Origin of the sequence: Glutamicibacter protophormiae (genome assembly GCF_016894325.1) — a bacterium.
Classification (GTDB): domain Bacteria; phylum Actinomycetota; class Actinomycetes; order Actinomycetales; family Micrococcaceae; genus Glutamicibacter; species Glutamicibacter protophormiae.
The window spans coordinates 3,679,762-3,701,652 of sequence record NZ_CP069806.1 but is presented as its reverse complement, the minus strand read 5'-3'; the positions used below and the strand labels follow the sequence as shown (position 1 = coordinate 3,701,652).

The 21,891-nt window shown below is 61.5% G+C and carries 22 protein-coding genes and 1 riboswitch; of the genes, 14 read left to right on the top strand and 8 right to left on the bottom strand.

Going from position 1 to position 21,891, the window contains the following annotated elements:
* The first annotated feature begins 44 nt into the window (after positions 1-44).
* Both JQN66_RS17260 and JQN66_RS17255 read left to right on the top strand, forming a co-directional pair.
* Positions 45-1,835, top strand: a complete 1,791-nt coding sequence (locus JQN66_RS17260; RefSeq protein WP_204676098.1) for an NAD(P)-binding domain-containing protein — start codon at positions 45-47, stop codon at positions 1,833-1,835.
* Between the two features lie 455 nt (positions 1,836-2,290).
* Entirely contained in the window at positions 2,291-2,476 is a 186-nt protein-coding gene (locus JQN66_RS17255) for a hypothetical protein (protein WP_204676097.1), read from the top strand.
* A 154-nt stretch (positions 2,477-2,630) separates the two neighbouring features.
* Here the strand turns inward: JQN66_RS17255 and JQN66_RS17250 are convergent, their stop codons facing one another.
* From JQN66_RS17250 to JQN66_RS17240, 3 genes are all read right to left on the bottom strand, one after another.
* Positions 2,631-2,834 (bottom strand): cold-shock protein, encoded by a 204-nt coding sequence (locus tag JQN66_RS17250; RefSeq protein ID WP_131089371.1) that lies wholly within the window; start codon positions 2,832-2,834, stop codon positions 2,631-2,633.
* A 484-nt stretch (positions 2,835-3,318) separates the two neighbouring features.
* A complete protein-coding gene (locus JQN66_RS17245; protein WP_204676096.1) occupies positions 3,319-4,416 on the bottom strand; it encodes a fatty acid desaturase family protein in 1,098 nt (365 codons plus the stop codon).
* 251 nt (positions 4,417-4,667) lie between these two features.
* Positions 4,668-4,904 carry a hypothetical protein gene (locus JQN66_RS17240; protein ID WP_188947958.1) on the bottom strand — a complete coding sequence of 79 codons (237 nt, stop codon included), beginning with the start codon at positions 4,902-4,904 and terminating at the stop codon, positions 4,668-4,670.
* A gap of 224 nt (positions 4,905-5,128) precedes the next feature.
* Between JQN66_RS17240 and JQN66_RS17235 the strand changes: the two genes are divergently transcribed.
* The 4 genes from JQN66_RS17235 (at position 5,129) to JQN66_RS17220 (ending at position 8,727) form a co-directional block, all read left to right on the top strand.
* Positions 5,129-5,410, top strand: a complete 282-nt coding sequence (locus tag JQN66_RS17235) for a hypothetical protein (protein ID WP_204676095.1) — start codon at positions 5,129-5,131, stop codon at positions 5,408-5,410.
* 172 nt (positions 5,411-5,582) lie between these two features.
* A complete protein-coding gene (locus JQN66_RS17230) occupies positions 5,583-6,104 on the top strand; it encodes a hypothetical protein (protein WP_204676094.1) in 522 nt (173 codons plus the stop codon).
* A gap of 12 nt (positions 6,105-6,116) precedes the next feature.
* The gene (locus tag JQN66_RS17225) at positions 6,117-6,371 is read left to right on the top strand and encodes a hypothetical protein (protein WP_188947961.1); all 255 of its coding nucleotides are present in this window, start codon (positions 6,117-6,119) and stop codon (positions 6,369-6,371) included.
* Positions 6,372-7,596: 1,225 nt separating this feature from the next.
* Positions 7,597-8,727: a ferrochelatase gene (locus tag JQN66_RS17220; RefSeq protein ID WP_204676093.1), complete on the top strand. Its 1,131-nt coding sequence runs from the start codon at positions 7,597-7,599 to the stop codon at positions 8,725-8,727.
* 758 nt (positions 8,728-9,485) lie between these two features.
* Here JQN66_RS17220 and JQN66_RS17215 read toward each other — a convergent pair.
* Positions 9,486-10,427: a DMT family transporter gene (locus JQN66_RS17215; RefSeq protein WP_239464075.1), complete on the bottom strand. Its 942-nt coding sequence runs from the start codon at positions 10,425-10,427 to the stop codon at positions 9,486-9,488.
* Positions 10,428-10,681: 254 nt separating this feature from the next.
* Positions 10,682-10,798: riboswitch (SAM riboswitch) on the top strand.
* A 94-nt stretch (positions 10,799-10,892) separates the two neighbouring features.
* On the opposite strand from JQN66_RS17215, the gene JQN66_RS17210 reads away from it, so the two are divergent.
* The 5 genes from JQN66_RS17210 to JQN66_RS17190 all read left to right on the top strand — a co-directional run bounded on the left by JQN66_RS17210 (position 10,893) and on the right by JQN66_RS17190 (position 15,795).
* Complete coding sequence (locus JQN66_RS17210) at positions 10,893-11,393, top strand: flavin reductase family protein (protein WP_204676092.1); 501 nt, start codon at positions 10,893-10,895, stop codon at positions 11,391-11,393.
* A 603-nt stretch (positions 11,394-11,996) separates the two neighbouring features.
* Positions 11,997-13,352, top strand: coding sequence for a replicative DNA helicase (gene dnaB, locus JQN66_RS17205; protein ID WP_188947964.1), 1,356 nt, complete (start codon positions 11,997-11,999; stop codon positions 13,350-13,352).
* Between the two features lie 61 nt (positions 13,353-13,413).
* Positions 13,414-14,157 carry a ZIP family metal transporter gene (locus tag JQN66_RS17200; protein ID WP_188947965.1) on the top strand — a complete coding sequence of 248 codons (744 nt, stop codon included), beginning with the start codon at positions 13,414-13,416 and terminating at the stop codon, positions 14,155-14,157.
* A 53-nt stretch (positions 14,158-14,210) separates the two neighbouring features.
* Complete coding sequence (locus tag JQN66_RS17195) at positions 14,211-15,593, top strand: MFS transporter (protein WP_204676091.1); 1,383 nt, start codon at positions 14,211-14,213, stop codon at positions 15,591-15,593.
* Positions 15,594-15,606: 13 nt separating this feature from the next.
* Positions 15,607-15,795: a helix-hairpin-helix domain-containing protein gene (locus tag JQN66_RS17190; RefSeq protein WP_204676090.1), complete on the top strand. Its 189-nt coding sequence runs from the start codon at positions 15,607-15,609 to the stop codon at positions 15,793-15,795.
* Between the two features lie 10 nt (positions 15,796-15,805).
* Here the strand turns inward: JQN66_RS17190 and JQN66_RS17185 are convergent, their stop codons facing one another.
* Together JQN66_RS17185 and JQN66_RS17180 are read right to left on the bottom strand one after the other, a co-directional pair.
* Positions 15,806-16,138, bottom strand: a complete 333-nt coding sequence (locus JQN66_RS17185; RefSeq protein ID WP_204676089.1) for a GNAT family N-acetyltransferase — start codon at positions 16,136-16,138, stop codon at positions 15,806-15,808.
* A 24-nt stretch (positions 16,139-16,162) separates the two neighbouring features.
* Positions 16,163-17,164 (bottom strand): pirin family protein, encoded by a 1,002-nt coding sequence (locus JQN66_RS17180; RefSeq protein WP_204676088.1) that lies wholly within the window; start codon positions 17,162-17,164, stop codon positions 16,163-16,165.
* A 171-nt stretch (positions 17,165-17,335) separates the two neighbouring features.
* On the opposite strand from JQN66_RS17180, the gene JQN66_RS17175 reads away from it, so the two are divergent.
* From JQN66_RS17175 to JQN66_RS17165, 3 genes are all read left to right on the top strand, one after another.
* Positions 17,336-17,788 (top strand): MarR family winged helix-turn-helix transcriptional regulator, encoded by a 453-nt coding sequence (locus tag JQN66_RS17175; protein ID WP_204677683.1) that lies wholly within the window; start codon positions 17,336-17,338, stop codon positions 17,786-17,788.
* 96 nt (positions 17,789-17,884) lie between these two features.
* Entirely contained in the window at positions 17,885-18,145 is a 261-nt protein-coding gene (locus tag JQN66_RS17170) for a hypothetical protein (protein ID WP_188947970.1), read from the top strand.
* 54 nt (positions 18,146-18,199) lie between these two features.
* Positions 18,200-18,640 (top strand): SRPBCC family protein, encoded by a 441-nt coding sequence (locus tag JQN66_RS17165; protein WP_204676087.1) that lies wholly within the window; start codon positions 18,200-18,202, stop codon positions 18,638-18,640.
* Between the two features lie 32 nt (positions 18,641-18,672).
* Here the strand turns inward: JQN66_RS17165 and JQN66_RS17160 are convergent, their stop codons facing one another.
* Together JQN66_RS17160 and JQN66_RS17155 are read right to left on the bottom strand one after the other, a co-directional pair.
* Complete coding sequence (locus JQN66_RS17160; protein WP_204676086.1) at positions 18,673-19,437, bottom strand: SDR family oxidoreductase; 765 nt, start codon at positions 19,435-19,437, stop codon at positions 18,673-18,675.
* A gap of 164 nt (positions 19,438-19,601) precedes the next feature.
* On the bottom strand, positions 19,602-21,848 hold the full coding sequence (locus JQN66_RS17155; protein WP_204676085.1) for an ABC transporter permease: 2,247 nt from the start codon (positions 21,846-21,848) through the stop codon (positions 19,602-19,604).
* Positions 21,849-21,891: the final 43 nt, after the last annotated feature.

Sequence of the window (21,891 nt, the reverse complement as noted above, 5' to 3'; positions counted from 1 at the left end):
GCCGCACCATCCCAACGGTTCCAGGAAGAAATGAAGTGATGACGATGGCTGAGAACTCCCCGGAAGTCCAGGCGCAAGCATGGCTGGCCAAGCTGCAGCAGGCGCTGGCGGCCGGCGATTCCACCGCCGCGGCCCAGCTGTTCGGCGAGGAATCCTACTGGCGCGACCTGACCTCGCTGACCTGGAACCTGCACACCGCCGAGGGGCGCGACGGCATCCAATCCATGCTGCTGGGCATCGACGCCGGTGCCTGGCCGCGCAACCTGCAGGTGACCAGCGCTTCGGAAGCCGACGGCGTCATCGAGGCCTGGTACACCTTCGAGAACAATGCGATGCAGGGCAAGGGCCTGTTCCGGCTGCGCGACGCGCTGGGCTGGACCATGCTCTCCACCGCGCAGAACCTGCGCGACTTCCCCGAGCCGTCCGGCCCGCGCCGCGCACTGGGTGCGGACCACGGCGCGGCCATGGTCTCGGAGAACTGGCTGGACCGGCGGCAGAAGGCGCAGCAGTCCCTGGGCATCACGGAGCAGCCCTACGTGCTGGTGATCGGCGGCGGCCAGGGCGGTATCGGGCTGGGGGCGCGCCTGAAGCGCATGGGCGTGCCCGCGCTGATCATCGACAAGCACCCCAAGCCCGGCGACCAGTGGCGTTCGCGCTACCACTCTCTGGCCCTGCACGACCCAGTCTGGTACGACCATATGCCGTACATCGAGTTCCCTGACCACTGGCCGGTGTTCACCCCGAAGGACAAGATGGGGGACTGGCTGGAGTGCTACACCAAGCTCATGGAACTGGACTACTGGTCCCTGACCGAGGCCGTCAGCGTGCGCAAGGACCCCGAGGGCGAAGGCTGGATCGTCGAGGTAATCCGCGACGGGGAGCCGCTGACCCTGCGCCCCACGCACCTTGTCATGGCCACCGGCATGTCGGGCATCCCGAACCTGCCGCAGTATCCTGGCCAGGACCTCTTCGCCGGGGAGCAGAACCACTCTTCGACCCACCCGGGCGGCGAAGCCTACCGCGGCAAGAACGTCGTGGTGATCGGCGCGAACAACTCCGCCCACGACATCTGTGCGGACCTGGTGCACAACGGCGCCAAGCCGGTCATGGTCCAACGCTCCAGCACGCACATCGTGCGTTCCGAATCGCTGATGAAGACCGTGCTCGGCCCGCTGTACTCCGAGGAGGCGCTGGCCAACGGGATCGATCACAATACGGCCGACCTGATTTTCGCCTCGATCCCCTACAAGGTGCTTCCCGAGTTCCACAAGCCCGCCTTCGCGCAAATCAGGGAAGACGACGCGCAGTTCTACCAGTCGCTGACCGACGCTGGATTCGACCTGGATTTCGGCGATGACGACTCGGGCCTGTTCCTGAAGTACCTGCGCCGCGGCTCGGGCTACTACATCAACATCGGGGCCTCGGAGCTGGTGGCCGACGGGTCCATCGCGCTGGCCAAGGGCGAGGTCTCGCACTTGACCGAGCATTCAGTGGTGCTGGCCGACGGCACCGAGCTGCCCGCCGACGCGGTGGTCTACGCGACCGGCTACGGCTCGATGAACGGCTGGGCCGCGCAGCTGATCTCCCAGGAAGTCGCCGACGAGGTGGGCAAATGCTGGGGTCTGGGTTCGGGCACCACCAAGGATCCCGGCCCGTGGGAGGGAGAGCTGCGCAACATGTGGAAGCCGACCAGGGTCAAGAACCTGTGGTTCCATGGTGGCAACCTGCACCAGTCGCGCCATTACTCCAAGTACCTGGGGCTGCAGCTCAAGGCCCGTTACGAGGGGTTGGACACCCCGGTATACGCGCTCGCCGAAAGCTTCCATAGGCTCTGACGCGGGGATGCGTCGAAGGGTCCTCGGCCCGCCCGGTTCATGGTGCGACCGGGCGGGCTGTGGGCTGCGTCCGGAGAAACTCGCCGGCCTATTCGCGGCCAAGGCGTCCCCGTACGAGCCCCGCTGGGGGACTGCTGGCCGTTCGCCGCTCGAGGCGGGATTTCGCTGAGCAGCGTGCCGGCAACGATGACCGCCGCGCTGTGCAACGCCAAGGCTGGCAAACGGTCCCGGCTAGGTAAAAGTCAAATACGTCTCAACGCGGAAACGTCGCCCAGGTGGCCCGTCGGGGATGATTGCGATCAATACTGCCAGCGGGTGATGCGCCCGCGCGATCAGGGCTCAGATATGGTGTTTGCCCTGGACTCGGTTTTGGTCGCAGCAGTTACGGTTGTCCGGGGCAGCGCCGCTGGAGGTAGACGTTGGGAGTTGGAGCGATCGTTCCAGGCGTTTGCTGTGTGCCGCAGGACTACGTCATTGATGAATTTCGTATCGATCTTGACCTCGACGACCCTTCAACCCTGTTTGGGCCGGTCAGTGAGGAATGTCTCGAATTCCAGAGTGATCGCGACGAGCGTTACGTTGAGCTTTCCACCGTTTTAAGGACGGCAATTCATCGGGAGCAAAACCTTGGATCCACGTAGGCATCGGAGGTGGTGCTGCCTATGTCTGAAGGGTGAAAATTTTTGGCTGGAGGTTTCAACCAGCATTGACGCGACGGTAGCCGGAAAAGATTAAAAGCAAGACGGGATGGGCTTTAGCCCATCCCGTCTTGCTTTTAAGATTACCTAGGTGCGTTTAGCGAACCTGGATCTCAGTGGCCTGAGGGCCCTTGGGGCCAGCTTCCAGCTTGTATTCAACCGTCTGGCCTTCTTCAAGGTTCTTGAATCCGAAGCTCTGAATCGCGCTGTAGTGTGCGAAAACATCGGCGGATCCATCGGATGGTGCGATGAAGCCGAAGCCCTTTTCGGAGTTAAACCATTTTACGGTGCCAGTAGCCATGTGTATTCCTATTCGTTCGTCGTTAATAACGACTGTCTAAGCTTGCGCCGCTATCGCTGCGCAGTGTGAGTCTTTGATGTATCTCTTGATGATTCAGTGAAGCTTGAGAAAGCTTGAAGGCTTCCCGATCGTCGATTCCTGAGATTGGGTAGCAAGAATGCTTCAGGGGAGATAATTGCATGGTCGATCGAACTAGGCGGTTAGGCCTTGTATGTCCGTTCGAATGCCCTGCGTGAGAAGCAGGGACGAATATTTCAAGTGACGCTATTCGCTCTCGTGGAATTGTCTTCCGAGGAGGCGCTTATTAAAAATCCAAAGTAGATCCAAAACCGCGAGTCATTAGTTCGCGTTGCTGAATCTGTTAATTACAACTTTACCATGTTTCCAGGACCAGAAGTTTGAGAAGCCTCAGAGTCTGAGTGTCCTTTTGCGGCTATCGGCGTTCAGCCGCGTGTGAAGTTCTCCTCCGGGGCTGCAGATTCGGTTAGGAAAGCCGGTAGCCGGAGACCATTGGGCAGTCGAACGGGTCGCGGGCCGAGAGGCCGACCTTGTTCAGGTAGGTGATGACCTGGGCGTAGGATTCGCGCACGCTGGCCACGGTGTAGGGGATCTGGTGCTCGGCGCAGTAGGCGCGCACGATGTTCGATACCCCGGCCAGGTTGGCGCGTGGCATCGAGGGGAACAGGTGGTGTTCCACCTGGTAGTTCAGGCCGCCGTAGACGTGGGAGAGCACCCTGTTGCCGAAGCCGGTGCGGGCCATCACGTTGCGTCCGGTGAGTACCTGGCGGGAGAAGAAGTCGATGCGGGCGTCGGCGGGGACCATTGGCATGCCCTTGTGGTTGGGGGCGAAGGAGGCTCCCATGTAGACGCCGAAGACGGCCAGCTGCACGCCGAGGAAGGCGAAGGCCATGCCGACCGGGAGGAAGAGGAAGACCGCGCCCAGGTACAGGGCGATGCGGGTGAAGATCGAGATGATTTCGCGGCGGCGGTGCTTGACGCGGTCCCCGAGGAACAGGTACTTGATCGACTGGGCGTGCAGGTTCAGCCCTTCGAGGGTCAGCAGCGGGAAGAAGAGGTAGCCTTGGCGCTGGGTGATCCATTTGAGCAGGCCGCGTTGGCGTTGGGCGTCGGCGGGCTGGAATGAGATGGTGTCCCATTCGATGTCCGGGTCCTTGCCGATGGTGTTGGGGGTGGCGTGGTGTTTGTTGTGTTTGTTCATCCACCACTGGTAGCTGATGCCGACCACGATGTTGGCCAGGAAGCGGCCGAGTTTGTCGTTGGTTTTGCCGGAGGCCAGGATTTGGCGGTGTGCTGCTTCGTGGGCCAGGAAGGCGAATTGGGTGAGCAGCAGTCCCAGGGCGGCGGCCATGAGCAGTTGGAACCAGCTCTCGCCCAGCAGTACCATGCCGGTGATGGTGCCGGCTAGCAGTGTGGTCAGGACGATGCTGATGCCCAGGTAGTGTCCGGGGCGGCGGCGGATCAGTCCTGCTTGGCTGACGAGTTGTTTGACGTGGAAGAAGCTTTTGGGATCACCGGGTTTTACGGTGGGAGCTGGAGATTCCAGCAGAGAACTGCGAGGCAAATAATGTCCTTGATAGGGGCGACTCGCGATGTCTTGAAAATGTTTGAGCAAGATTCGGAGCCAGTAGGTTACAGTCTAGCCGGGCGTAGGAGCTTTACGATAGCGCCAGACTCATTTTGACCATCATAGAATCGCAGTCTTTGAAAAGACCGCGATCGATTGGTGCACGCCGAGTCTGTGCTCAATGCTACGCAGCAAGGCTACCCAGCTCTCACTTGTGGAGGTTCTGTTTCTGACCCCGATTTTTGGCGCTAGTTGTTGCTCAGAGCGATGGAAGCTGCAATACGCGTGAGCGCTTCCTCATTGCTGATCTGCAGCAGGTCAGCAATCATGGCAACCATCGCCTCGCCTAGCCGCGCGAGGATGGCCACGGCTTGAGCATTACCGCCATCGAGCTCGGAAGCGATGGTTAAGAAGGCTTCACGGTCTTGGCGCACAAGTGAAGTGAGAAGTGCAATTCCTAGTGCTGCTTCAGGGCTATTGCCCATGAGATATTCCCGTCGATGAAGATGAAATCGGATGATTCTTCAGTACTTGCGGCGTAACGTCAGCGGCTTCTTGAGCCTAGCAGGATATTGAACCTTATAAGCTTCGTATTCTTGTCCGGTGAAGGCGTGCTGCATAACGACCCTGGTGTTGTAGCTGTGCATAACCTCCGAGTGGGGGGCAGATTCCTAATTGCAGGCCTACAGTTCCAGGAGTGAGTAATCCAATGAGGCCGCCCCCCGCTGAGGACCCAAGTGAGCGCAAATTCCAATACCACGGTGTCACCTACGATGTACTGCGCTTCAACCCCAATGTGAATGCCACGACGGTCTCTTACTCCCCTTTCAAACAAGTATCGGCAACACTGCCCATCTTGGGTGCCAACGTGTGCCTGGAAGCGAAAGCCACCAAGCGCGCCCAAGGGCTGGTCTATGTCCTCGCCAACGATGACACCGGCGAGCTTTTCGGCATCTGGTGTTTTGCTGAGGACATCGTCTATCACGATTGAACACCATCAGCCCATACTTGACGAGAGAATGCTAGACCTAGCCCGGGGCAGTAAGGACCGTCACCTGTGGCGAGCCGTTGGAGCCCTCCTACTTAAGTTCGATTTACAGCGAAAATAGGAGCTGTTAGCGTCGGGGTGAGAGATTAATCCATACGATAGTTAGGAAAACATCTTGTCACAAAAAACTCTGACCAGGCCATCCATCGCTATCCTTGCAGCTGCTGCGTTAGCAGCGACGTTTGCGGCTCCAGCTAACGCAGCGCCAGTACAGAACTCAGCTTCGTTAACTGTTGAAGCTCAGAACATCATTGAGGATCAGAAACAGGCGGAGGAACTGCTTCGAATCATCGACGACATTCCAGAGTCGGTGCTCTTGCAGGGAGACGAAGCAACGCGTCAGTGGATTTCAGAGCACCTGGTGCAAGGAAGCAACATTGAGGGAGTTGCCACGCGAGCAGGTTTCCTTGAGTGCTCGGGAGCTATCCTTCTTGCCATCGGTACTACTGCGATCCCCGTAGCCAAGGTTCTCAAGATCAAGAAGCTCATGAACTCTCTCGGCGGCGTGAATGAGGCCATCAAGATCATGTGGGGAGCAAGTTTCTCCTACGAGAAGCTCCAGGCACTAGGCGGAGCCGCCGCAGCTCTCGGAGCCGAGCTTCTAGGCATTGCTGCCATCAAAACTGCTTGCACCTAAGGAGTAATCGCCATGAAGAACTACATCAGACCTGTTCTTACGTTGCTGTGCGTTGTTGCTGCAGCAGTAACGTATTTCGCATTCAACAACATCCTTATTGCGCTGCTCTTCGCGGCCTGCGGTGTGATGCTCTGGGCCTTCTTCGGGAAGGAAAATGATCCTTCTGTAGAGATCACGAAGAAGGTGGATCCCAAGGAACTGAAGGAATATCGTCGTCAGAACCCAGAGGCTTCGATAAGCGACGCGATTCGAGCAACTCAACCATAGCTTTTGGAAAGCTCCTATTTTGAGGGTGCCCCATTTTTGGGGCACCCTCTACCAGTTAAGATCGCCGCCAACGCTGGTTCCACAGGGTCTCTTCTTATATACGGTTAGCTCATGAAAGAGACACTTCGCCAGGGATCTCGGGAAGCACCATAGTATTCGTGCCGGGGGTTTTTATGAGTCAACGCGCGGGGTAGGAACCTCATGCGAAGAGGAGTATGCTCAAAGGATGCCCATCGATGGGCTCTTCGCACTGTTTTAACATACGGCATGTAGGAAGTCATCGACGGTAGGCAATCAGAGGCATCTTTCTCTGAAGCCTTAAACAACGGAGACCCGCATGTTCCAGATACAGCCACCAGCTCGGATTACCCAAGAACTTCGCCAACTATTCGACGGTCCAGAAACACGGCATCATCTTGCCACTCATGGCGGACTAGCCGATAAACCGAGAATTTTTACTCCACCGCATGAGCTCCTAACTGGCGTCCTAGGAAAATCACTTAAGCTCAAACCATCTCTAATTCTCGCTGTTTTTGATGCAGCCACGGATGATTTGAGTCTGTGGCTCGTCTCGCGCTCTACGGCTGTAAATAAGCCAGTACAAGCTCAGCCGCGGGGGATCACCATCCGCGAATTCTGCCAGACCATGCGGGGACTATCATCTGGGCTTTTTCGTTTGGCTGGGTGGGCGGAGAACGCAGTGATTCATGAAATCCCTTGGAATGTTAGAAACGATATTCGGCACTCCTTCCGCTACACGCACACGTGGTCTTAAAAGTCGGAGCCTATTAGCAGCGAGGGTTCTGACTCTGGCTCTCGACAATACTCACCCCCGATCGGTTGTAGCAATACACGGAATTCTCCAAGTTTATTAATTGGGTTTCACGGATTCGAGGCTCCACCACCCCTTGAGTGCGCGTTTTGGTTCCTTCACTCCTTGAAGCGGTATGCCGCAGTGCGATCCTGAGGAGTAATCGCTCATGTACCCCACCAAATACTCGTAGTCATGTTTTCGAGATTCTGCTGGAAGAGTAAGAGAATTTTTCGCAGCGATCCGGAACTTGCCTCATTATTGGTTTTTGTCCTCCATGCGAGAGTGCAATGGGGCGGGGCACGGCCATGGGCTGCCGCCCAGCTTTTGGAAGTTGCGGGGAGCCCTCTCGGAACCTGAAGACATTCTGAGTGGGGCGGGCTTTGATTTTCTACAGCTTGTAAAATTCGGGGTATGGAAACTCAGAATTTAACGCCATTTGATGCGGTCGTCCTAATGTCCTTCGGTGGACCGGAGAAAAACGAAGATGTTCTTCCGTTTCTCCAGAACGTCACCGCAGGGCGGGGTATTCCCGACGATCGCCTGGTTGAAGTCGGTGAACACTATTACGGGTTTGGCGGTAAATCACCCATCAACGACCAGAACCGCCGATTGCTTGATGCCCTGCGTCGGGAGTTTGAGCGACGTGGAATCACGACTCCAGTACTATGGGGAAACCGAAATTGGGATCCATACCTCACGGACACTGTCCGTGACTTCGCTAAGCGTACGGGAGGCTCGCGATTCCTTGCTATCGATACCTCCGCCTACTCTTGTTATTCATCATGCCGCCAGTATCGCGAAGACTTCGCCAACACTCGGAATGTCCTTGCCCAAGAAGGACTGGCAGTGTCTTTCGAGAAGGTCCGCCAGTACTACAATCACCCTGGTTTTGCGTACGCAGAACTGGACTGCGTACATCGTGGACTAACCAATTTGATCCAAAAAGTCGGCCCTTTGGATCCACAGAAGCATCGCCTGCTCTATGTCACTCATTCCATTCCACTGTCTATGCAGCAAGCTTCTGAACGGCAGACCGCCGGGTATCGCGAGCAGCACCTACAACTGATTAAGTGGATCGATCAGGAACTTGGAGAAAAGCAACCGTTGAGCGCTGAGTTGGTGTTCTGTTCCCGTTCTGGTTCCCCTGAAACACCCTGGCTGGAGCCTGATATTAACGATCGCCTCGAGGAACTCGCCGCCGCCGGGACGGAGGGGGTTGTCGTCGTTCCGTTGGGATTCGTCTCCGATCATATGGAAGTAAAATACGACCTTGATACCGAGGCCGCGCAAACCGCCAAGGACCTAGGGCTGGTCTATGTGCGTGCAGCGACTGTCGGGGTTGACCCGGTGTTCGTATCGGGACTTGTCGACGCCGCGCTGGAACGGTCGGCCCAGCATCGTGGCGAGCCTGTCGATGCTCCGGCGGTCACCCCCGAGGGTCCGTTGAGCCCTGGCAGCGGTTCATGTTCAACGACCTGCTGCTTGGGAAGACAGCAGAAGCCCACAACGCCCAGTTGGGATTCCCTAGCGGACATCGACTGATCCTATTAGTTGATGGAGGAAGTTCGGATATAAGAATTCAGGAAGAATAACGCTCGTGCAGGCCATGAACCACTTGGTTCACGGCCTGCACTTTTCTCAACGATAGACAGTGGACTTCGCAAGAACCGCATTCGCGGATGTCGGATCCGAGAGATCCAACGATCAGGTTGGTGGCGTTGGAGCGAAATTGCCCGCCACCTTCGCGCCGCTACCAAATTGTTTACAGTTGAAGGTTGATATCCGCTCAGGAAAGTACATGAGAGGACGATTGGCAAGCTCGTGAGGAGAGAGTCCCTACCAGCGGTTCGGCTAAGAATTGGGTTCCGAGCAACTCTCCCAATATTGGTGTGACATGCATTGTCATGGCGACACGGGAAGCGCCCAATGATCAAACCAAGCGGCTATTCCAGATCCCGCGAACACCTGTTCAGCCACCCCGGGCACATTCACCCCCAAACACACCGCGGTGATGGGAACCATTCTTATGCCCAGCCAAGGAGGCGGCCTATGCGTCGGCTACGACTCAATGAACGACTGGTCCACCCGCTGAACTCGGATGAGGTCACCAACGAGGTGAACAAATGCTGGGACCTGGGCGCGGGTTCCGCCACGAGCCCCTGACCTGGCCGGGTGGCTGTGCAATATATGGAAGCCAGTTCGAGTTGAGAACCCGTGGTTCAAGGGCGGCAACTTGCACCGGTTGCGCCGTTGATCCAAGAATCCGGGGTTGCTACTGAAACTTGGGGATGCATTACTGCCTATTCGGCTTTGGCCCTGGCATTCTCATTCGGTATCTGTTCGACGTCCGGCGTGCCGTTGGCCGGGCGGAACCGAATCTCGCTGACCAGCGTGCCGAGAACGATCACCGCAGCACCGCACAACGCCAGAGCGGACATCCGGTCCCCGGCCAGACGGCCGAAGATGCCAGCCCACACCGGTTCACCTGCATAGATGATGGTGGCGCGGGTCGGGGAGACCGACTTCTGTGCCCAGTTCATGGTGGCCTGGATCAGGCAGCTTGCGGCACCCAGCCCGACAGCTGGAAGCACCCAGTACCAGGAGAAGGCCGGCGCTGCCTCGCCCACGGCAGGCATCGCAGCGAAGCCCAACAGGCCCGCGACCAGCAGCTGCACCACGGTAACCCGCCCCAAATCGATCTTACGGGCGAAGGCGCTGATCAGAACGATTTCCGCGGCCATGGGAAGGGTACTGAGCAAGGTGGCGAATTCGCCTGGACCCAGTCCCGTGCGCACCGCGTCGGGGCCGGCGAGCAGCAGCAGCCCGACGAACGCCAAGCCTGCGCCCGACAGCATCATGGCGCCGGGGCGCTTGCGGAAGACGGCCCACTGTAGCAGTGGAACCAGCGGGACGTAGAGTGCGGTGAGGAACGCCGAGGTGCTGCTGTTGATGGTTTGCAGCCCTTGCGTCTGCAGGCCGTAGCCCAGGAAAATCATCAGGCCAATCGCCGTGCCGGCACCGAGTTCCAGCCGTGTCATGCCGCGCATGGAGCGGCGGAAAACCAGCGCCGCAGCCAGACCGGCCACGAGGAAGCGGACGCCGACGAAGAACATCGGCCCGCTGTGGCGCATGGCCAGATGGACCAGGAGAAAGGTCGAGCCCCAGACAGCGGTGATGGCAAGCAACGCGGTTTCCTGGCGGCTGATCGAAACATACTGCCGCACCGCGGAAATTCGCATCATTCTGCATATTTTAAAGTGACGATCACCGGACCGGCAAAACCAACGGCTGCCCCAGCTCGGATCCGACCGTGCGCAAGAAGCTGTCGTGGAAGTGCGGGCCCAGCACGAATGCACGTCGATTCCAACCGCTGGCGAATAAATGAATGATTATGAACGCATCAGCTTGGTTCGGGTCGAATGAATACTTGAGTATTTCGATTTAAGAAGCGAAATATTTGACCATATGGCGTAACCGCCCATATCGTTCTAACCAGAATCAAGAGCGTCAGCTATAAGCCCTGGCTTGCTGGCCGGCAACCCTCTCAACGGTAGTGGGGTGCTCCAGGTGAGGATTCGGTTCCACGCAAGAACGCGTGGCACAAGTACCGCACATCGAGTGTGCCAACATCTGGCATCGCGCAGGGGAGTCCGTGCGCCACCGCCGGACGTTCACGCTCGCTGGGCACGACCCGAAGGAATCGAGCCATGTCTTTGAATCAGGATCTTGACCCGCTGACCTTGCGCAAGGTTTTCGCGCAGCATCCATCCGGTGTCGCCGCGTTATGCACCGTTCTCGACGGAGAGAAAACCGGCCTCGTTGCATCATCCTTTACCGTCGGCGTATCGCTGGAGCCGGCACTGGTCATGTTTGCGGTGCAGAAGACTTCCAATACCTGGCCCAAGCTGCGTACCGCGGACCGCATCGGCGTCTCGGTGCTCAGTGAACGCAATGACGGGGTTTGCGGGCAGATTGCCTCCAAGCACGGCGACCGTTTTGCCGGCGTGGAAACCCACGAAACGGAGCAGGGGGCACTTTTCATTCAGGAGTCCACCCTTTGGCTGGAGACCTCAATTTACAACGAAGTGGAAGCCGGAGATCACTGGGTGATCTTCCTGGAGGTGCATGGCCATGATTTCTCCAACCATTCCCCGCAGATCTTCCACGATTCGCGATTTCACTCATTGCCAGTGCCCGAATTCGTTTAACTGATATCACTTGACGCTGCGGCGCGGAGGGAGAACCTTCGCGCCGCAGCGTCATTTAACATCGGGCGTGACGGCTGCCCACGGGGATGGAATGATTTTCATCGCCGACCGCGCGCCGAGCCGCTGGTTTTCATGGCCAGTCGAGCGATTGTGACAGAACGGCTGTCCACAACACTATCCACAGCTTTGTGGATAGCCTGTTGAATAGGGTTGATAACTTGTGAGAAACGCCTAGATTCCGGGTATTTGGCTGTTGATAACGCTTTGGGGGCCTGTGGGTAGTAGAAAAAATTAACCCTCTATCCACAGCTGTGAGAACAGGAATATCCAAGTCAAAGCGTATTTAAGGCCCATTAAGTGGGGTAATCCACAGGGTTATCCCCACGTAGTGAACAGGGGAATCCACAGGTAGGGGTGTGTTATCCACACATTCTGTGGATATCAGGGTTTACCTCTGTTAATAACCCACCTAGTGTTGGCACTGGGAACGACTATCCACAAGGGCTTTGGGCCTAATTGTCGGTTGGTACTGAAACGATAGGCAGTTGCCGTCGGGGCAAGAGTGGTTTCCCAGCGTGTACATAGGGGATGGAAGTGTCTGTAATGAGTGCAGAGCCGATCTACGAAGAACGAGGATCCGATGCGGCGCGCAAGCCGCCGCAGGACATCGAAGCGGAAATGTCAGTTCTTGGCGGCATGATGCTCTCCAAAGATGCCATTGCCGACGTCGTCGAGGTCCTCCGCGGCACCGACTTCTACCGCCCCGCCCATGAAGCAATCTATGAAGCGGTGATCGACCTCTACGGCCGTGGCGAACCCGCGGATGCCGTGACCGTGGCCGACCTGCTGACCAAGCGCAATGAAATTTCGCGCGTCGGCGGCGCCGCCTACCTGCACAACCTGATCCAGCAGGTTCCCACCGCCGCTAACGCCGGCTACTACGCGGAAATCGTGCGCGAACGCGCCGTGCTCCGCCGTCTGGTGGACGCCGGCACACGCATCGTCCAGATGGGCTACTCGCCGGATGGCGAGGTCGACGCCATCGTCAATGAGGCGCAGGCCGAGGTCTACAAGGTTTCCGAGAACCGCGGCAGCGAGGACTACGTGCGCCTGTCCGAGATCATCGAGGGCACCGTCGACGAGATCGAGAACGCCGCCAACGCCGGCGACGGCATCACCGGCGTGCCCACCGGCTTCTACGAATTCGACGAACTGACCCAGGGCCTGAAGGGCGGGCAGATGATCATCATCGCCGCCCGTCCCGCCGTAGGCAAATCAACGTTCGCGCTGGATTTCGCCCGGTCCGCGGCGATCAAGCACAACATGGCCACCGTGTTCTTCTCCCTGGAAATGGGCCGCAACGAGATCGCGATGCGCCTGCTCTCTGCGGAAGCGTCCATCCAGCTGCAGGACCTGCGCAAGGGTTCGGTGGAAGACGCCCAATGGACCAAGATCGCCACCACCATGGGCCGGTTGAACGAGGCCCCGCTGTTCATCGATGATTCGCCGAACATGTCCATGATGGAGATCCGCGCCAAGTGCCGACGACTGAAGCAGCGCAACGAGCTGCGCATGATCATCCTCGACTACCTGCAGCTGATGAGCTCGGGCAAGCGCGTGGAATCGCGTCAGCAGGAAGTCTCCGAATTCTCGCGTAACCTCAAGCTGCTGGCCAAGGAGCTCGATGTGCCGTTGATCGCGCTGTCGCAGCTGAACCGCGGTTCCGAGCAGCGTACCGACAAGCGGCCCATGGTCTCGGACCTGCGTGAATCGGGCTCGATCGAGCAGGACGCCGACATGGTCATCCTGCTGCACCGCGACGACGTCTACGACAAGGAAAACCGTCCGGGCGAAGCCGACGTGATCATTGCGAAGCACCGTGCCGGCCCCACCAAGACCATTACCGTGGCGTTCCAGGGCCACTACTCGCGCTTCAGCAACATGTCCTCCGAGGGCTAGGCGCAAGTAAACATTCCATGGCACCTGCTGGGTTGGCTGACCGCCAACTATAGTGGGTGCCATGTTCGTCTCCCTCCAAGCATTGCTCTGGGGCACCGCGGCCGGATCGGCCCTGCTGATCGGAGCGGCCGCGGCCTGGTGGCTGCGAATTTCCCGGGTCTGGGTCTGCGCCGTCATGGCCTTCGGCGCCGGTGTGCTGGTCAGCGCGCTGAGCTTCGAGCTGGTGCTGGAAGCCTTCACCCTGGGCGGGCTGGCCGCGACCGTCGCCGGGGTCGTGGCCGGCGCCCTGCTCTACTTCGGGGCCAACACGCTGCTGGCCAAGCGCAGCCGCAGGAAAAGGCGTGCGCGGGGTGCCGGCGGAGCCGAGTCCTCCTCGGGGTCTGCCATCGCCGTCGGCGCGCTCATCGACGGCATCCCCGAATCCGTGGCGCTGGGCCTGGGGCTGGTCGCGGGGGCCAGCGTGAATCCGACGATGCTGATCGCCATCTTCGTCTCCAATATTCCCGAGGGACTGGCCAGTTCGGCCGACATGAAGGCCTCCGGGCGCAGCGGACGCTCGGTCTTCACCCTGTGGGCGTCGATCGCGCTGGCCAGCGGCCTGGCCGCCTTCATCGGGGCGATCGCCCTGGAGGGCATGCCTGCGGAGGTGCTGGCCTTCACCACCGCCGTGGCGGCGGGAGGCATCCTTACGATGATTGCCGACACCATGATTCCCGAGGCCTACGCGGTGGACCACGACTACACCGGGCTGCTGGTCACCGCCGGGTTCCTCAGCGCGTTTTCGCTGCATGCCATCGGCGGATAGCCGCCGGTCCCGGGGGCGGAATGAAGCCTTCGCGGTTCTGCGAGAATGAACCCATGCCCCTGAACAAGAGCTCCCGCACCGGTGTGCCCGGCCTCGAGACCATCTACGCGCCGCAGTACCTGTCCACGACCCTGGGCATGTTCATCCTGGTGTTCCTCGTCGCGTTCGAGGCCATGGCCGTCACCACGGTGATGCCCTTGGTGAGCGAGATCCTGGATGGCGAGCGGCTGTTCGCCCTGTCCTTCGCGGCGCCCATGGCCAGCGGCATGCTGGGCATGGTGGCGGCCGGAGAAATCACCGACCGCTGGGGCCCGAAGATTCCGCTGTTCGCCTCGGTAGCGGTCTTCCTGGCGGGGCTGCTGGTGTGCGGCACCGCGGCCAGCATGGAGATCCTGATCGCCGGACGCATCCTCCAGGGAATCGGCGGTGGCGCGATCACCGTGGCGATCTACGTGCTCATCGCCCGGGCGTACCCCGGCAGCCTGCACGCGAAGATCTTCGCGCTCTTCGCCACCGCCTGGGTGCTGCCCGCGCTGATCGGCCCATGGCTGGCCGGGATGATTGCGACGTTCATCGGCTGGCGCTGGGTGTTCCTTGGCGTCATGGGCTTGGTGGCCCTCGCCTTCTGCGCCATCGTCCCGGCGCTGAACCGGCTGCCCAGGGAGTCGCACAGCGAGCTGGGCCCGGTCTCCGCGAAACGCCTGCTGCTGGCCGGGCTGACCGGAGCGGCGGTCATCGCCATGAACCTGCTGGGAAGCAGCGGCAGTTCCTGGTCGTTGCCCGCCCTGCTTGCGGCCCTGCTGCTGGCGCTGTTCACCATCCGTCCGCTGCTGCCCAAGGGCACCTTCAGCGCGCGCCGCGGCCTGCCGGCCACGATGAGCACGCGGACGCTGACGGCCGGCGCATTTTTCGGCGTCGAGGTGTACCTGCCCTACCTGCTGCGCGAGGACTACCACCTGAGCCCGGACCGCGCCGGGCTGGTGTTGACGGCCTCGGCGCTGAGCTGGTCAGTGGGCTCGTGGTTGCAGGGAAAGCTGGGCGAGCGGCTCTCGAATCCGCGCAGCATCACCATCGGCGCGCTGGCCAGCACCGTCGCGATTTCGACGGCGCTGCTCACCGCGGTGTACCACCCGCCGGTTGCGGTGCTGATCCTCGGCTGGGCGGTAGGAGGCTTCGGCATGGGCATGATCTACCCGCGCCAGAACGTGAACATGCTCAAGCTGTCGGCCGAGCATGAGCAGGGTTTCAATTCTTCGGCCATGACGTTGGCCGACTCGCTGGGCACCGCGGGCGCAACGGCGCTGGGCGGAGTCATTTTCGCCACGGCCGCCGCCGGGTGGGGCTTCATCTCGGTGTTCGGCTTCTGCCTGATCCTGGCGCTGCTCCTCATCCTCATTTCGCCGCGCACCAAACCTGTCGCCCAGCCTTCCGCTTGACTACGCTGGGGCCATGGACACCGACCTTCCGAAAACCAGCAACCCCGCCGCCAGGGCCTTCGAGCAGGCCGGCATCACCAGCCTCGAGCAGGCGGGCAAGGTCGGCGCCGCGGCGTTGCTTGCGCTGCACGGCGTCGGTCCGAAGGCCATCCGCATTCTCCGCGAAGAGCTGGCCGCGCGCGGACTGGAGATGAACCCCTGAAACTCCGGGCTTAACCGCGCGGCAGGATCCCCAAGTGGCTCGGGGCAGGCTGCACCAGATGCGCCTGGTACTCCGGATGCTTGGCGACGTATCCCTTGACGTACGGGCAGACGGCCACGATCTTCGCCCCGCTGGAGATGGTATTTTCCAGTGCGAACTTCACCATGACGCTGGCCAGGCCCTGCCCGCCGTACTCCTCGTCCACCGTGGTGTGGAAGAAGACGCGTTCCACCCCGTCGGACCCGTCGTAGTCGCGGTAGTGGGCCGCGCCGATGCGTTTGCCGTTGTCGTCCAGGGCAAACCGCTGGCGCTCGGGGAGGAATACGGGCTTGATTTCACTCATGACTTTGTTTCCTTTGCAGAGGTACTAGGACGGGTTGACGCGTGGGCGCAGCTTGACGGTCGGCAGCGCCGGCGCCGGAAGTGCTGCCGGGGTATCCGGCGGGAACGGGCCGAAGCGGTCTTCGCTGGCGTCGCCGGGTTCGGCGCCGATTTCCGCCTGCCACTGCGCGCGGAACGCCAGTACCTCATCATGGGAGCGTCCCACGAAGTTCCACCACATCAAGATGTCTTCGTTCAGCGGCTCGCCGCCGATGACCAGGGCGAGAACGGGTTCATTCCCGGCCTTGAGGCGCAGGCACCTGCAGCCTGATCGCACGTAGCCCAGCTCGCGGGCTTCCAGCTGGTGCCCGTTGACTTCCAGGCCGCCGGAATCCAGCAGGATGCCGTGCTCGTGATGCTCCGGAACCATGATCTCGATTTCGGCTCCCGGTTCCAGGCGCAGCTCCGCGCCGGAAAGTTCGGTGTGGGTCTTGACCGGAGAGGTGGAGCGCTGCGAGCCGACGGCATGGCTGCCCAGGAATACCGACAGGGACCAGCCTTCGCCCTGCAGCGGTTCCGGGCGGTAGTTCTCGAAGGTCGGCTGCATGTTGCGCGCGCTGTCGGGCAGGGCGGTCCACAGCTGGGCCCCATGCAGGATGGTGGTGCCTTCGGTGAGGATCTCCGAATGGCTGATGCCGCGCCCCGCGGTCATCAGGTTCACTTCGCCGGGGCGGACGGTGGCCGCGAAGCCTGCCGAGTCCAGGTGGTTGATGTTGCCGCTGAAGAGCCAGGAGACGGTTTGCAGCCCAGTGTGGGGGTGCCGTGGAACATTCATGCCGCCGGTGACCTTGACGTCGTCCGGTCCGTAGTGGTCGAGGAAGCACCACGCGCCGATGAGGCTGCGCTGCTTCTGGGGGAGCGTGCGGAATACCGTCATGGCCCGCAACCCACCCAAGGGAACCTCGCGTGGTTCGAGGATCTCGATTTCGGACGGGGATCGACCCGCGCAGCAGTCGATTTCTGCCGGTGCCTGCTCAAGGTTGCTCATAGGCATAAGGCTATGCAGTGGAACCGGCTTTCGCTACCTATTGGCCGGCGGCGTGGCGGCGGGTCTCAGGCGCCGTTGGCGGCAAGATTCGCGGTCGCCAATTCCCGGCAACAGCGTACGATCATTAGAAGGACAGCGTCGTGACGAGGAGAAGTAGAGGCCGTGGAGAGCATGAATCTGCAAGACGAGGAACTGCTGCAGCTGGAGAAGCAGGTGTGCTTCGGTTTGGCGGTCGCCTCACGTGCGGTGATTTCGGCGTACAAGCCCGTACTCGACCCCATGGGATTGACGCATCCGCAGTATCTGGTCATGCTGGCGCTCTGGGAGTTCGCGCCGATGAGCGCGCGAGAGCTGAGCGGCCAGCTGCGCCTGGATCCGGGAACGCTATCCCCGCTGCTCAAGCGCCTGGAGACCGCCGGCCTGATCACCAAGACCCGCAATCCCCACGACGAGCGGGCCATCGTCATCACGACCACCGAACGGGGCGCGGCGCTGCGAAACGAGGCCGTGAAGGTGCCGAAGGAAATGATGAAGCGCTTGCACCTGAGTCTGGAGGACGCGGTGGAGCTCCGCACGATTCTGGACCGGATGATCGCCGCCGGTTCGGCGGCCCCGAAGGAGTGAACCGTCAATTAGTTGGTGCACCAACTAATATCGTAGACTTGGGATACCAGGGGATGCTGACGGCGTTTCCGATAACACCGAAGAGGAAAGACCATCATGGATGAGTCCCCGCTGCCCATCATCGAAGACACCACGGGCCTGAGTTTGGGTTATCGGGCGCTGTGGCGTCTGAAGTACCTTGGTTTGAGCATCTTCGGCCCGGCCGAGCGCAACCTCGGCGACAGCCCGCGCGAACGGCACAAATGGGACCGCGCCTACAGGGTGCTCAAGGCCCACGAGGCTGCTGGCACCCAGGCCGATGAGTTGACCATATATACCGCCAGCCGCATGGAGCCTCGTCGCCGCCCAGGGCAGTAGATCTCACATCGACCGGGGCCGGCGGAACGCGATAATCTACTAAGCATGGATTCGATGACTGAACTGGTTTTGTCCCGCCAATTTTCCGCGCCGCGCACCGCGGTCTGGGCGGCTTTCGTGGAACCGGAAATCATCTGCCAGTGGTGGGGGCCCCATGGCTGGACCATCGAAGATGACTCGATCATTTTCGAACCCATGGTCGGCGGCCGCCATGAACTGACCATGGTGCAGGTCGACAACCCGGAGGCCAAGGTCCCGCTGAAGGCGGTCATCACCGCCTTTGACGAGTACACATGCCTGGTCAGCGATGACGGGCCGCACGAAATGACCCTGGACCTGGTGATCAGCACCCGCGTCGACTTCCGTGAATTCGCCGGGAAGACCAGCATTACGCTGACGCAGGGCCCGCTGCCCTACGAGGTCATCGAATCCAGCACCAAGGCCTGGAACTCGGCGTTCTCCAAACTGGAGAACCTGCTGTCCGAGTTCTTCTAGCCCGGACCGAGGGCGCCGGCCCGGCCCTGGCGCTAGCCTCGCCCGATGTACGGCATGCCGCCGGCGGTGATGGTGAACTGGTTGATTGAGGTTCCCAGCGGCATTTGGGCGATGTAGGCCACCGCATCCGCCGCTTCGGCCAGCGGGAAGGTCGGTTCGACCACGCGCTGGCCGCTGGGCTGCAGCGCGCCCTGGGTCGCCCCGAAATCATCCAGCAGGTCGCTGGCGGTGTTCCCGATGTCCAGCTGGGTTGCCCGGATTCGATACGGACGCCCGTCGAGCTCCAGCGACTTCGTCAAGCCGGCGATTGCATGCTTGGTCACCGTGTAGGCGACCGAATTCACCCGCGGAACCTGTGCGGAGATCGAGCCGTTGTTGATGATGCGTCCGCCGCCGTGCAGCTTGAAGTGGGCGAAGGCCGCCCGCGCCGCATTCATCGCGCCGGTGAGGTTGATGCTGCAGACTTCGTCCCATGCCTGGGAGGTCAGTTCGTCGATGGCCACCGCCGGGCCGAAGATCCCGGCGTTGTTGAAGAGCACGTCCACGCGGCCGAAGCGCTGCGCAGCCTGCGCGAACACCGAGTCCACCGCCTGCGGGTTGGTGACGTCGGCGGGAACCACCAGGGCATTGGGGTGGCCATCGGCGGCCTGGACCAGAGTGGCTTCGGTCCGACCTGCCAGCACCGCATTCCAGCCACGGGCCAGCAGCAGCCGCGCAGCGGCCCTGCCGATGCCGGTACCGCCGCCGGTAATCACGATGGTGCGGGCGGCCGACGGGTTCTCGGGTGCCGGGGTCATCAATTCTCCTTGGAGTGTTCAGCGGGACATTGGTGAGGCGTCTGCTCTCATCCTAGGAACCGCGGCACCCAAGTCCCAGAACCGCCCGGGATGTTGCGCCCGGAGCGGCTTAAGCAGCCGGGCCCCGGGGGAAAATCCCCGGGGCCCGGCTGGCGGCAATGCGGCTAGACGCCCAGCGGCTCCTTCTCCCGCTCGGTTCCGGCCGGCTGGCCGGCCTCGGCGTCGACCCCGTTCGGCAACACGGCGGCCTCGGCGGCCTTGGGCTGGTGCTTCCCGCCCTTCAAGGCAGCGAGCTCCTCCTCGGGCACCGGGTGCAAGAAATCGACGACCGGCTTGAGCTGGTCCAGGACCATGACCACGGCCAGGCTGGCCAGACCCCAGATGGCCAGGGTGGTCAGGTGCGTTCCGAGGCCGGCCGCATCGAAGTAGAGGATCGAGCGGATGGCTTCCGTTGCGGCAGGCATCGGCAGAATGCCGTGCAGCCGGCCGAAAGCCTCGGGCACCATGTAGATCGACAGCGACGCGTTGGAGGCTGGCACACCCAGGAACATCACCACGGCCAGGATGGGCAGCATGGCGATCATGCCCATGAGCCGGCTGAAGATCGTACTGAACATGGCCACGGCGCTGATCGCCAGCATGCCGGTGCCCCACAGGGACCAGAAGTGGCCCTGGACCGCGCCGGTGAACGGGCCGGCGATCAGGTAGAGCACCGCGGACATGAAGGCGGAGTAGCCTGCGACCAGTGGCAGCAGGTTCTTCAGCCGCCGGGCGTGCGGGGCGGCGGTGTCGCCGACGATGATGCCCATGAAGCCCGCCATGATCCAGCCCATGCCCAGGTACATGGCGGCCATGCCGACGTTGTCTCCCTCGGGCAGCGGGGCCAGCTCCTGGTGATCCAGCGGCAGCTGCTGTGCGCCGGCGACCTGTCCGAAGACGGTGGTCAGCACCTGCACCGCGGAGTTGCCCGAAGCCTGTGCGGTGTAGAGCACGGCCTGCGGGTTCTCCTGCGACGGCAGCACGAACGCGCCGGCCAGCTCCTGTTCGCGGATCAGGGCCTCGGCTTCGCCGGCGTCATCCAGCGCGGTGAAGTCGAACATGCCCTCCATGTCGGCTTCCAGCCCGGCGACGGTCTGCTCGGCCTGCTCGATGGTGGAACCGACTACGGCTACGGGCATGTCGCGCACGGCAGTGGACTGCATGGCGCCGAGCATGAAGGTCAGCATGATGCCGATCATGCCCAGCGGAATGGCGCCCAGGGTGATGTAGCGCCAGGCGCGGCGCTTCGGGCGCGGACCGCCATGCAGGCCCGCCACATTGACCTCGGTCGGGGTCGGGCTCTTGCCCTTGGCGGTGCGCACCGCGTCCAGCACGTTGGTCAGCAGCAGTGCCGCAACGGCTCCGCCGACCAGGATCAGCAGGTGGATTCCCGCGCCGTCGCCGTTGAAATACATTACCGAGCGCAGTGCCTCGCCGAGCGCCGGCATCGGCAGGAACTGGTGCAGGAAGGTGTAGAACTCGGGCAGCACATGGATGGACATTCCCAAGTTGGAGGCCGGCTGGCCGAGCACCATAAACAGGAACATGCCCGGGATCACGGCCATTGCGCCGAACAAGCGGGTCAGCAGCAGCTGCCCGGCGCCCACGGCGAACACGCCGAGGGCCAGTACGCCCATGACCTGCAGGCTCTGCGCGCCGTCCAGCACACCGAGGATCGGGCCGGCGATGAGCGCGCCCAGCGCGGACATCAGGACCGACCAGCCGGCCAGCAGCGGGAAGGCGCGGCGGCGGCGCAACAGCTCGGGGGAGTTGGAGAACGCCAGCGACCACGGCATGTAGCCGGCGGTGACCATCGCGGTGGCGAGGAACATGGCGCCCATGCCGCTCGGGTCGTTCTCAGGGAGCGGCGCGACGTCCTCAGCCGAGATCTTCAGGCCTTCGTCCAGCAGCACCGGCGTGAGCACCGACTCCACGGCGGCGGAGGCGGAGACACCCGCGCCGCTGGCGGTGTAGAGTACGGCCGTCTTGCCGTCCAGATAGATTGCGGCGCTGGCGTCGCGGTTGTAGACCTCGTCGCGGGCCTCGCGCTCGGAGCCGACAATGCTTGCCTCCACGGCCGGGCCGTTGGCCTGCTCCAGGACGGCGGCGAAGTCCTCGGCCTCCGTGGTGCTGGCGGCGGCGATCGCCACCGGCATGTCACGGGCTTCCTGGTGGTGCATGGCGCCCAGGTAGCCCCAGATCATCATGCCGACGATCAGCAGCGGCATGATGAACACGGCTGCGGTGCGCCCGATCTTTTCGGCCTTGGCGCGCTTGGCGGCGACAGCCTGCGGATCGGGGGCTTCCTCCTCCCGCCTGGACTTCCGCCGGGGCGGAGCCTGGTGTCCGGGGCCGGTGGTGTGGTTGCTCAAGCTGTCGTGCTCCTCGATGTTGATCGTTTTCGGCGGCGTTCGA

What these genes read in the sequence shown, in the direction of transcription:
- JQN66_RS17225 (WP_188947961.1), top strand. Translation starts at nt 6,117, where the DNA reads ATGAAGAACTACATCAGACCTGTTCTTACGTTGCTGTGCGTTGTTGCT.
- JQN66_RS17260 (WP_204676098.1), top strand. Translation starts at nt 45, where the DNA reads ATGGCTGAGAACTCCCCGGAAGTCCAGGCGCAAGCATGGCTGGCCAAG.
- JQN66_RS17185 (WP_204676089.1), bottom strand. Translation starts at nt 16,138, where the DNA reads ATGAGTGAAATCAAGCCCGTATTCCTCCCCGAGCGCCAGCGGTTTGCC.
- JQN66_RS17220 (WP_204676093.1), top strand. Translation starts at nt 7,597, where the DNA reads ATGGAAACTCAGAATTTAACGCCATTTGATGCGGTCGTCCTAATGTCC.
- JQN66_RS17200 (WP_188947965.1), top strand. Translation starts at nt 13,414, where the DNA reads ATGTTCGTCTCCCTCCAAGCATTGCTCTGGGGCACCGCGGCCGGATCG.
- JQN66_RS17235 (WP_204676095.1), top strand. Translation starts at nt 5,129, where the DNA reads ATGAGGCCGCCCCCCGCTGAGGACCCAAGTGAGCGCAAATTCCAATAC.
- JQN66_RS17215 (WP_239464075.1), bottom strand. Translation starts at nt 10,427, where the DNA reads ATGATGCGAATTTCCGCGGTGCGGCAGTATGTTTCGATCAGCCGCCAG.
- JQN66_RS17240 (WP_188947958.1), bottom strand. Translation starts at nt 4,904, where the DNA reads ATGGGCAATAGCCCTGAAGCAGCACTAGGAATTGCACTTCTCACTTCA.
- JQN66_RS17210 (WP_204676092.1), top strand. Translation starts at nt 10,893, where the DNA reads ATGTCTTTGAATCAGGATCTTGACCCGCTGACCTTGCGCAAGGTTTTC.
- JQN66_RS17250 (WP_131089371.1), bottom strand. Translation starts at nt 2,834, where the DNA reads ATGGCTACTGGCACCGTAAAATGGTTTAACTCCGAAAAGGGCTTCGGC.
- JQN66_RS17195 (WP_204676091.1), top strand. Translation starts at nt 14,211, where the DNA reads ATGCCCCTGAACAAGAGCTCCCGCACCGGTGTGCCCGGCCTCGAGACC.
- dnaB (WP_188947964.1), top strand. Translation starts at nt 11,997, where the DNA reads ATGAGTGCAGAGCCGATCTACGAAGAACGAGGATCCGATGCGGCGCGC.
- JQN66_RS17160 (WP_204676086.1), bottom strand. Translation starts at nt 19,437, where the DNA reads ATGACCCCGGCACCCGAGAACCCGTCGGCCGCCCGCACCATCGTGATT.
- JQN66_RS17170 (WP_188947970.1), top strand. Translation starts at nt 17,885, where the DNA reads ATGGATGAGTCCCCGCTGCCCATCATCGAAGACACCACGGGCCTGAGT.
- JQN66_RS17190 (WP_204676090.1), top strand. Translation starts at nt 15,607, where the DNA reads ATGGACACCGACCTTCCGAAAACCAGCAACCCCGCCGCCAGGGCCTTC.
- JQN66_RS17175 (WP_204677683.1), top strand. Translation starts at nt 17,336, where the DNA reads ATGAATCTGCAAGACGAGGAACTGCTGCAGCTGGAGAAGCAGGTGTGC.
- JQN66_RS17180 (WP_204676088.1), bottom strand. Translation starts at nt 17,164, where the DNA reads ATGAGCAACCTTGAGCAGGCACCGGCAGAAATCGACTGCTGCGCGGGT.
- JQN66_RS17165 (WP_204676087.1), top strand. Translation starts at nt 18,200, where the DNA reads ATGACTGAACTGGTTTTGTCCCGCCAATTTTCCGCGCCGCGCACCGCG.